Origin of the sequence: Pseudomonas sp. HMWF006, assembly GCF_003061205.1 — a bacterium.
In the GTDB taxonomy this organism is placed as follows: Bacteria; Pseudomonadota; Gammaproteobacteria; order Pseudomonadales; family Pseudomonadaceae; genus Aquipseudomonas; species Aquipseudomonas monsensis.
Genome location: NZ_QAIU01000062.1, coordinates 1 through 9,828, shown reverse-complemented (window position 1 = coordinate 9,828; position 9,828 = coordinate 1). Strand labels below are relative to the sequence as shown.

The window sequence follows — 9,828 nt, the reverse complement described above, 5'->3', positions numbered from 1 at the left end:
GTGCACGTCTGCGTGAACTGGCCCAGGCCCATCAACTGACAGTGAACACCTTCGCTCAAGCGGCGTGGGCCTTGGTGCTGCGCCGCCTGAGCGGTGATCGTGACGTGCTGTTCGGTGTGACCGTGGCCGGGCGTCCGGTGGACATGCCGGAGATGCAACGCACCGTCGGCCTGTTCATCAACAGCATTGCCCTGCGGGTGAAAATGCCCGAGGACGATCAGCGCAGCAGCGTGCGCCAGTGGCTGAGCGCGCTGCTCGACAGCAACATGCAACTGCGCGAGTACGAATACCTGCCGCTGGTGAACATTCAGGAACAGAGCGAACTGCCGAAAGGCCAGCCGCTGTTCGACAGCCTGTTCGTGTTTGAAAACGCGCCGGTGGAAGTCTCGGTACTGGACCGTGCGCAGAGCCTCAACGCGACCTCGGATTCTGGCCGCACCCACACCAACTTCCCGTTGACGGCGGTGTGTTATCCGGGCGATGACCTTGGGTTGCATCTGTCGTATGACCAGCGCTACTTCGACGAGTCGACCATCGAGCGCATGCTCGGCGAGTTCAAGCGTCTGTTGCTGGCGCTGGTCGATGGCTTCCATGGCGACATGGCCGAACTGCCATTGCTGGGCCGTGAGGAGCAGGACTTCCTGCTACACGGTTGCAACCAGAGCGCACACGATTATCCACTGGAGCAGAGCTACGTGGTGCTGTTCGAAGCGCAGGTGGCGGCGCACCCGCAACGCATCGCTGCCACATACCTCGATCAGCAACTGAGCTATGCCGAGCTGAACCACAACGCCAACCGCCTCGGCCATGCCCTGGTCGCAGCCGGGCTGCAGATGGATCAACCGGTGGCGTTGCTGGCCGAGCGTAACCTCGATCTGCTCGGGATGATCATCGGCAGCTTCAAGGCCGGTGGCGGTTACCTGCCGCTGGATCCCGGCCTGCCGGGCCAGCGCCTGCAACGCATCCTTGAGCTGAGCCGGGCGCCGTTGCTGGTGTGCAGTGCCGCCTGCCAGGCACAGGCGCAGGCCTTGCTGGATGAATTCAGCTGCGCCAACCGTCCGCGTCTGTTGGTCTGGGAAACGCTGCAAGCGCAGACGACATCGGTGGAAAACCCGGGTATTCACAGCGGCCCGGACAACCTCGCCTATGTGATCTACACCTCGGGTTCGACCGGCCTGCCGAAAGGCGTGATGGTCGAGCAGCGCGGCATGCTCAACAACCAGTTGAGCAAGCGTCCGTACCTGGATTTGAGTGAGGCCGATGTGATCGCGCAGACCGCTTCGCAAAGCTTCGATATTTCGGTCTGGCAGTTCCTCGCCGCAGCGTTGTTCGGTGCGCGGGTGGATATTGTGCCGAACGCCATCGCCCACGATCCGCAGGGGTTGCTGATGCATGTGCAGGCGCAGGGCATCACCGTGCTGGAGAGCGTGCCGTCGCTGATACAAGGCATGCTTGCCTCGGAGCGCCTGAGCCTCGACGGCCTGCGCTGGATGCTGCCGACTGGCGAAGCGATGCCGCCGGAACTGGCGCATCAGTGGCTGTTGCGTTATCCGCAGATCGGGCTGGTCAATGCTTACGGTCCGGCAGAATGTTCCGATGACGTGGCGTTTTTTCGCGTCGATCTGGCCTCGACCCGCGGCAGCTACTTGCCGATTGGTACGCCGACCGACAACAACCTGCTCTATCTGGTCGATGGCGCGCTGGAATTGGTGCCGTTGGGTGCGGTGGGTGAGTTGTGCGTGGCCGGTACTGGCGTCGGTCGCGGTTACGTCAGCGATCCGCTGCGCACCGCGCCGGTGTTCGTACCGAACCCGTTCGGCGCGCCGGGCGAGCGTCTGTACCGTACCGGTGACCTGGCGCGGCGCCGCAGTGACGGTGTGCTGGAGTACGTCGGTCGGGTCGACCATCAGGTGAAGATTCGCGGTTACCGCATCGAACTGGGTGAAATCGAGGCGCGTCTGCACGAGCAACCGGAAGTCCGTGATGCGGCGGTCGGGGTGCAGGAAGGGGTCAACGGCAAGCACTTGGTCGGCTATCTGGTCGCGGCGGATTCGGCGCTCAATCCGAGCGAACGCCTGGAACGGATCAAGCAACGCCTGCGCAGCGAACTGCCGGAATACATGGTGCCGCTGCACTGGTTGTGGCTGGATCAGCTGCCGCATAACGCCAACGGCAAACTCGACCGCAAGGCCCTGCCGGCGCTGGAGATCGGCCAGTTGCAGAGCGCGGATTACCTGGCCCCGCGCAACGAGCTGGAGCAGACCCTGGCCGATATCTGGGCCGAGGTGCTGAAGGTCGACAAGGTCGGCGTGCGCGACAACTTCTTCGAGTTGGGCGGGCATTCGTTGCTGGCTACGCAGATCGCTTCGCGGGTGCAGAAAACCCTGCAACGCGATGTGCCGCTGCGGGCGATGTTCGAGTGCAGCACGGTGCAGGAACTGGCCGAGTACATCGAAGGCCTGGCGGCCAGTGACATCACCGAGGACAAGGTGGATCGGTTGAATGACCTGATGGCGGAGCTGGAAGGGTTGTGATCTGCGGCCCCATTGCTGGCAAGCCAGCGCCCACACTGATCGAACGTGTTCACAACATTTGTGTGCAGCGTAGAACCTGTGGGAGCTGGTTTGCCAGCGATGGCGTCAGTGAATTCAACACAAATAAACCGGCACATTCACGTACATTTCCCAGGTTGACGACAAACCACCGGCAGCTCAGGCTGCCGGTTCTCTTTTTCTACCGCGGGGGTGGTCGATGGCTTTTTTCACGGTTGACGGACAAGCGCTGCACTACATTGATCAAGGCACCGGCCCGGCCGTGTTGCTGGCGGGCAGTTATCTGTGGGACACCGCCATGTGGGCGCCGCAGATTGCTGCACTGTCGCCGCACTATCGGGTGATCGCCCTGGATCTTTGGGGCCACGGTGAGTCCGGCGCGTTGCCGCAAGGCACCACTTCGCTGGACGACATCGCCCGTCAGGTGCAGGCGTTGCTCGATCACCTGGAGATCGACCAGGTCACTCTGGTCGGGTTGTCGGTCGGAGGCATGTGGGGCGTACGCCTGGCATTGTCGGCGCCGCAACGGGTCAACGGCCTGGTGCTGATGGACACTTACGTCGGCGTCGAGCCAGAGCCTACCCGCCAGTACTATTTTTCGCTGTTCAAGCAGATCGAAGAGTCCGGCGAAATCTCTGACCTCTTGCTCGACATCGTCGTGCCGATCTTCTTCCGTCCGGGCATTGATCCGCAGTCGGCGCTTTACCAGGATTTCCGCGCGAAACTGGCGGCGTATTCGTCTGACCGTCTGCGCGACAGCATCGTGCCAATGGGGCGTATCACCTTCAGTCGGGATGATCTGTTGCCACGCCTGGGCGAGTTGAATGCGCAGGCCACGCTGGTGCTGTGCGGCGATCAGGACAAACCACGGCCACCGGCGGAAACGCAGGAAATGGCTGAGTTGATTGGTTGCCCGTGGTTGTTGGTGCCGGAGGCAGGGCATATCTCCAGTCTGGAGAATCCGGCGTTTGTGAACGAGGTGCTGTTCAGCTTCTTGAGCGAGCGCAACCGCCACACCGCGTAAACGTTCTTCGCGAGCAAGCCCGCTGCCACAGAGGATTTCAATCCAGGTTGGCAGCGGGCTTGTTCGCGAAAGGGCCGCCAGGTTTTGAAAGGTCCGGAGCTATTTGGGGCCGAGAATCTTCGCCAGCTTGTCCGGCGAAGGCGCCCCTTGCTGTTGTTGCAGCTCACCCTTGTCGTCCATGTAGAAAATCGCCGGGGTCGCCTGCAAGTCCAGGTCCTCCATCAACTGCATGTTGGCCGCCAGTTTGGTCTGCACCGCCGCCGGAATGTCCTTCAAGGCCTTGAGCGAACTGGCCTTGCCAGCCTTCTCGTGATCCTCCAGCGCCTTGGCCGGATCCTTGGCTGCCAGCAGCGCGGCGGACTTGCCCGGGCTGTCTTCGCGAATGATCCCGACCATGATGTGCCGCAACTGCACTTTGCCGGCCTTGACCCAAGGGCGTGCCTGTTCCCAGAACATGTTGCAGTACGGGCAGTTCGGGTCGCTGAACAGGTACACCGTGCGCGGTGCATCCTTGTTGCCGTCCTGAATCCAGTTGCTCGCCTCGAACTTGGCCCAGACTTCCTTGGCCATCGGCGCATACACCAGTTTCTGCAACGGTTCGCTGCTCAGGTCTTTGCCGTCGGCGTCGTACAGGTTGCCGAGCAGCACGTGCTTGCCATCCGGGGTCAGGTAGAGCGCCATGCCACGGTTCTGGTATTGCGCCGCGTAACCACGCAAACCATCCGGCGCATCGAACTGGCCGACGATTTTTGCGCCTTTGGCCTCGATCTGCTTGATCGCGGCAGGCAGTTCTTCAGCAGCCTGCAGCGACGGCAAATGCAACAGGGCAGCGCCCATTGTCAGCGTCAGCAGGTGGCGGAGGCGGGGCATGGCAGTTTCCTTGCAGAGGTGGCCGGAGCAATGGCCGGGTTCGATTGGGAGTGTGGTGCATCGAAACTTTCCAGTGCGCGAGCCAGACTGGCATTGGACAACTCACCCAGGTGGCTGCTCAGCAGGCGACCGTCGGGGCTATAGAACAGGGTAGTCGGCAATGCCATGGAGCCCACGGCCTGGCCCACTTGGCCGCTGCGGTCGAACAACACGTTGGTCAGGCTCAGGCCCTGGGTTTCGAGAAATGTCGCCACGCTTTGCATGCTCTCGCCCTGATTGACAAACAGGAAGGTCAGGCCGTTGCAGTTGAGCATTTTCCAGGACCGGCATCTCGCGCCGGCACGGTGGACACCAGGTCGCCCACAGGTTGATCACCAGCGGACCGCCCTGATAATCGCTGAGCTTGATGGTTTCACCGGCTGCGTTACGCAGGGCGATGTCCGGCAGACGGGTGCCTTGTTCGTAAATGTTCAGTGACAGGGTCGCCAACAGCCAGAACAGCACACCACTGGCCACGCCAAAACCCAGCGGGCGCCGCAACCCCGGGCGCCGCCAGCCGCGATACAGCGCAACGAGCAGCAACACGATCACCCCCGGCCAGGCGAGGAAGCCGCCATCGCGCAGGTCGACGATCTGCCACGGGTCATTGCGATAATGCGACCAGTACACCGCCACGAACGCGATACGCGCCGCCAGCATGCCCAGCAGGAACAGACTGAACAGCGCCGACTCGGGGTTCTCGCCACCGTGTTTGGCCACCCGCCAGCCGACAAAGGTCGCCAGCGCCAAGGCACTGATCAGCAGCAGATGGTTCAGCGCGATGGCAAAGGTGCCGAGGGTGAAAGTCAGCATTAATGAGCGTCTCGGGTGGTGGTCCAGCGTTGCAGGAACGTCTCGGCATCGACTTCGCCGGTGATGCGCTGGCTGCGGCGCTCTTCACCGTCGGCGCCGATCCAGACGAAACTCGGTGGGCCCGGAACCTTGTAACGGCCAAGCAGTTCGCGGCTGGCCGCATTGTCGGCGGTGACATCCAGCCTGAGCAGGCGCACGTCGCTCAGCGCCTGCATCACCTTGGCCTGGCCAAACACCTGCTTCTCCATGACTTTGCACGACACGCACCAGTCGGCGTAATAATCGAGCAGCACCCACTGGCCCTGGGCCGTGGCGGCATCCAGTTCCCGTTGCAGTGCTGCGGGGTCCTTGATCGTGGTGAACGCTTCATGACCGCTTGGTGCCGCGCTGGCCACACGGCCGGCGCTGTATACCTGCAAGGGTTGATACGGATCGTCGCTGCCGCCCGCCGCGCCGATCATCAGCAGGCTGCCCCACAGTCCCAACAACAACGAGATGGCGCCGAACACCTGCGCGACCCGGCCATACCCTTCCGATTGCTTCCAGGCGCAGAACGCGGCGATCAGCAGCAGCGCGCCGCACAGGCCCAGCCACAACGACGAATCCAGTACCGGGCGCAACATCAGCAACGCGGTGGCGAGGAACAGGAAACCGAAGATGCCCTTGAGCAGATTCATCCAGGCGCCGGGTTTGGGCAGGAAGCGATTGCCGACGGTCACCAGCAACAACAACGGCACACCGATGCCGATGCCCAGCGCAAACAGAATCAAGCCGCCGTGCAGCGCGTTACCGCTCTGGGCGATATACAACAGGGCCCCGGCCAGTGGTGCGGTCATGCATGGGCCGACCAGCAGACCGGACAAGGCGCCCAGCACACCGGCACCGATCAGGCTGCCACCGCTGCGGCTGCGCGAGGCGTGTTCGAGGCGATCGCGCAACGCCACCGGCAATTGCAGTTCAAAGAAGCCGAACATCGGCAGTGCCAGCACCACAAATACCGCAGCGAACGCCCCCAGCAGCCACGGGTTCTGCAACCAGGCCTGAAGGTTGGCGCCCAGCAGCGCGGCAATCACGCCCATGGCGGCGTACACCAGTGCCATGCAGATCACGTAACTGCTGGCGAGCGCAAAACCACGACGGGGTGTCGCGCCACTGCCGACGATCATGCCCGCCAGAATCGGCAACATCGGCAACGAACACGGGGTAAACGCCAGCAACAGGCCAAGGCCGAAAAACACCAGCAGACTCCAGCCCAGCGCCCGCTGTTGCAGACTGCTGGCCAGGGCTTGATCCGGTGCTTCGTCGCTCGCCGTGGTGGCGGATGCCTTGCCGCCCAGATCAATGACCCGGGTTTGCGGCGGATAACACAGTCCGGCATCGGCACAGCCCTGGTAACTGACCTTGATCTGCCCGCTGGCCGTCGCCGGGATTTTCACTTCCAGGCCTTGGCGATACACCGGCTGTTCACCGAAAAACTCGTCGCTGTGGGACTCACCCTCAGGCAGCGCTGGTTGTTGCGCCACCGCCAGACCGTCGAATTTCAGGCGTTTCTGGTACAGGTAATAGCCGTCGGTGATCTGCCAGAACAACTGGGTTTCCCCAGACTCCAGACGTTCGGAGGTGAGCACGAAAGCCTTGTCGACCGGCAGAAACTCCGGTTTTGTATCAAATGGATTGTTTCCAGCCTGGGCCAGGCTGGACATCAGCAGAGCAAACAAAAGAAAAAAATGACGCATGGAGGAGCCTTGTCCCTGTGCAAGTGAGGTGCACAATGGGCGGTGGCGATTAACCGATGATTAACCGGCCGAGGCGCCCGGTTCAAGGCAGGCCGCAGAGCAAACCGGGCCAGCTGTCTTCATCCACATCGATAGGGCCGTATTCCACCCGATTGCGCTGCATGTTGTAGCAAATGTATTGGTTGTTGTTCAGGAAAATGTAGAAGTAACTGGCCGCGAACGTACGATCATTCTGCACCGCCGTGATGATCCTGTCCCGGTAAGGCTCAAGGCCCGGCCAGGATTCGGCGTTGATGCTCTCGTGCTGGATATCGCTGTTGGACAGGTTGATTGCGACGGTATGGCCGTCATTCATGAGAAACCGGAACACCTGGCTACTGGAACCGGTCATTTGCCACCAGGTACCGGCAACGATGCGCTCAAAGTAAGGGCGAAGTCGCGCCCAGACGGTATTTTCCAGAGGCTCCATGCTGCGGACCTTATCCAGGTCCTGATCGTATTTACACACCATCGGTCGGCCATTGTCGCTATAAAAAAGCCACAAGACATCGTCGTCGAAGCCACTTTGCGCGTCAGGAATGATTCCCGTGGTGGTGAATCCAAAACGCAGATTGCGCACGTGTCGATGAAACTCGCCCCAGTTATCGGCGTTGGCTTCGGCGGGATATTCGGCGGGCACCCGGTTGGTGCCGATGTTGAAGCGTGAATAGGTATTGGAGTCCTTGAAAAAAAAGTAGATCCGGTCAGGCCCCGAGCGCCAATCCACGGCGACGACATTTTTTAAATGAGGCATTGTTCTTAAATCCGTTTAAGGGTTGTAGTAGCAGTCAGTTTCGACCGCAGGCTAAACCAGCACCAAACGGATAGACAGGCGCAAACTGTTTCAGTGTTGGTAATCAAACCGATGGCTAGTCTGACCTGGTCGAATTCCAGGTCACACAGCGAGCGGGTTACCGTGCGGCGCGCTTTCCGTCAGCCGGCGCGGCGGCCATAATTGCCACTTAATCCTCGCCTGTTTGACTCGCCTTTTTATTCATGGAGCGCCCATGCACGTATTGGTTTGCGAAGACGACGAGTTGATCGCCAGCGGGATCGTTGCCGGTCTGACCGCTCAGGGCCTGACGGTCGAACACGTCAACACCGCGTCCAAGGCGCGGGCGATGCTCAAGGTCGCCGAATTTGACGTGATGGTGCTCGATCTCGGCCTGCCCGACGAAGATGGCCTCAAGTTATTGCAACAACTGCGTCAGAGTGGCCTGGAGATTCCGGTGCTGATTCTGACCGCGCGCGACTCGGTCACTGACCGGGTCGACGGTTTGCAGGCGGGGGCCGACGATTACCTGCTCAAGCCATTCGATCTGCGCGAACTGTTCGCGCGCCTGCAAACCCTGCTGCGGCGGGTGGCCGGGCGCAGTGTCAACCTGATCGAACACGGTGCGCTGACTTACGACCCGAGCAGTCGCGAGACCACTCTGGCCGGGCAACCGGTGGACTTGTCGCGGCGCGAGCAATCGCTGCTTCAAGCGTTGCTGCACAACCGTGGCCGGGTGCTGTCCACCGAGCAATTGAAGGACAGCGTCTACGGCTTCAACGATGAACTGGAGAGCAATGCGCTGAACGTGCATATCCATCACCTGCGCAGCAAACTCGGCAAGGGCATCGTCGAAACGGTGCGCGGCCTCGGCTATCGCCTGGGCCCGGCCGACGGTGGAGATCAAGGCAAGTGATGAGTCTGCGACTGCGCCTGAGCCTGACCCTCGGCGCCGCGTTTGCGCTGATCTGGGCGCTGGCGGCGGCCTGGATGCTCAGCGATCTGCGCAATCAGATGATGTTTTCCCTCGATCAGCGGCTGGTGGCCTCCGCACGCATGGTCGCCGGGCTGCTGGAGCAATTGCCGGCCTTGCCGAGCAAGGGCGAGGGCACGCATTTCAGTGCCGAACAGTTGAACATTCCCGGCGGTATGGCGTGCCAGGTCAGTTCGTTGCGCGGGGAGATTCTCGCCCGCAGTCACAGCAGTCCCGAGCAGGCTCTGGAAGCCGAGAAAATGGGCTTTCACGATCAGATGATCGACGGTGCGCCGTGGCGCAGCTTTACCCTTGCCCGAGGCGATGTCCGCATCACCACAGCCGATCGGCAAATCGAACGCGAAGCGTTGAACATGTCGATTCTGCTGGCCGCTTCGGTGCCGGTGGGCGTGGCATTGCTCGGGTGTCTGTGCCTGCTATGGCTGGGGATCGGACAGGGCCTGGCGCCGCTCAACCGACTGCGCGAAGCCTTGATGCGGCGCAATGCCGATTCGCTTGAACCGCTGCAATTGCAATCGTTTCCCAGTGAATTGAAACCGTTGCTCGACACCCAGAATCAACTGTTCCAGCGCATTGGCAAAACCATCGAGCGTGAACGCCGCCTCACCGGTGACGCCGCCCACGAACTGCGCAGCCCGCTGACCGCAATCAAGACCCACCTGCAAGTGGCGCGCATGACCGAGGGCAGCGCCCGTGATCAGTCGCTGGCGCGGGCCGAGGAGGGCGCCGACCGCCTGCACCGCACCCTTGAGCAATTGCTGTTGCTGGCGCGGGTCGAGGGCAGTCTGTCGTTCGATGACGGCTCGCAGTGCAGCGCCGAGCAAGTCGCCAGGCTGGCGATTGCCGACGCCACCGGCGGTGAGCGCCTGCGGATCCAGTTGAAACTGCCGGCCGATCTGTCGACCGCTGCGCTGCAGATGCCGGCGGTGCTGTCGATTGCGGCGCTGCGCAACCTGCTCGACAACGCCCTGCGTCATACGCCGCAGGAC

The 9,828-nt window shown here is 61.7% G+C and carries 7 protein-coding genes and 1 pseudogene; 4 read left to right on the top strand and 4 right to left on the bottom strand.

Annotation, left to right across the window (positions count from 1 at the left end):
* The coding region (locus DBR24_RS02410) for a non-ribosomal peptide synthetase (RefSeq protein ID WP_128613792.1) at positions 1-2,534 on the top strand (2,534 nt) is incomplete at its 5' end.
* Between the two features lie 217 nt (positions 2,535-2,751).
* The gene (locus DBR24_RS02405; protein WP_128613791.1) at positions 2,752-3,576 is read left to right on the top strand and encodes an alpha/beta fold hydrolase; all 825 of its coding nucleotides are present in this window, start codon (positions 2,752-2,754) and stop codon (positions 3,574-3,576) included.
* A 99-nt stretch (positions 3,577-3,675) separates the two neighbouring features.
* Here DBR24_RS02405 and dsbG read toward each other — a convergent pair whose 3' ends face one another.
* From dsbG to DBR24_RS02385, 4 genes and pseudogenes are all read right to left on the bottom strand, one after another.
* Positions 3,676-4,446: a thiol:disulfide interchange protein DsbG gene (gene dsbG, locus DBR24_RS02400; RefSeq protein WP_123466433.1), complete on the bottom strand. Its 771-nt coding sequence runs from the start codon at positions 4,444-4,446 to the stop codon at positions 3,676-3,678.
* Positions 4,422-5,298 (bottom strand): annotated as a pseudogene (locus tag DBR24_RS02395) (prolipoprotein diacylglyceryl transferase family protein). Before DBR24_RS02395 ends, dsbG begins: the two are co-directional and overlap by 25 nt.
* Complete coding sequence (gene dsbD / locus DBR24_RS02390; protein WP_128613790.1) at positions 5,298-7,034, bottom strand: protein-disulfide reductase DsbD; 1,737 nt, start codon at positions 7,032-7,034, stop codon at positions 5,298-5,300. The pseudogene DBR24_RS02395 and the gene dsbD overlap by 1 nt, the downstream one beginning before the upstream one ends.
* 82 nt (positions 7,035-7,116) lie before the next feature.
* On the bottom strand, positions 7,117-7,827 hold the full coding sequence (locus DBR24_RS02385; RefSeq protein ID WP_128613789.1) for a hypothetical protein: 711 nt from the start codon (positions 7,825-7,827) through the stop codon (positions 7,117-7,119).
* A gap of 253 nt (positions 7,828-8,080) precedes the next feature.
* Between DBR24_RS02385 and DBR24_RS02380 the strand changes: the two genes are divergently transcribed.
* Entirely contained in the window at positions 8,081-8,761 is a 681-nt protein-coding gene (locus tag DBR24_RS02380) for a response regulator (protein ID WP_007908710.1), read from the top strand.
* A partial coding sequence (locus DBR24_RS02375; protein WP_128613788.1) for a histidine kinase dimerization/phospho-acceptor domain-containing protein occupies positions 8,761-9,828 on the top strand: 1,068 nt, incomplete at its 3' end. The genes DBR24_RS02380 and DBR24_RS02375, both read left to right, overlap by 1 nt.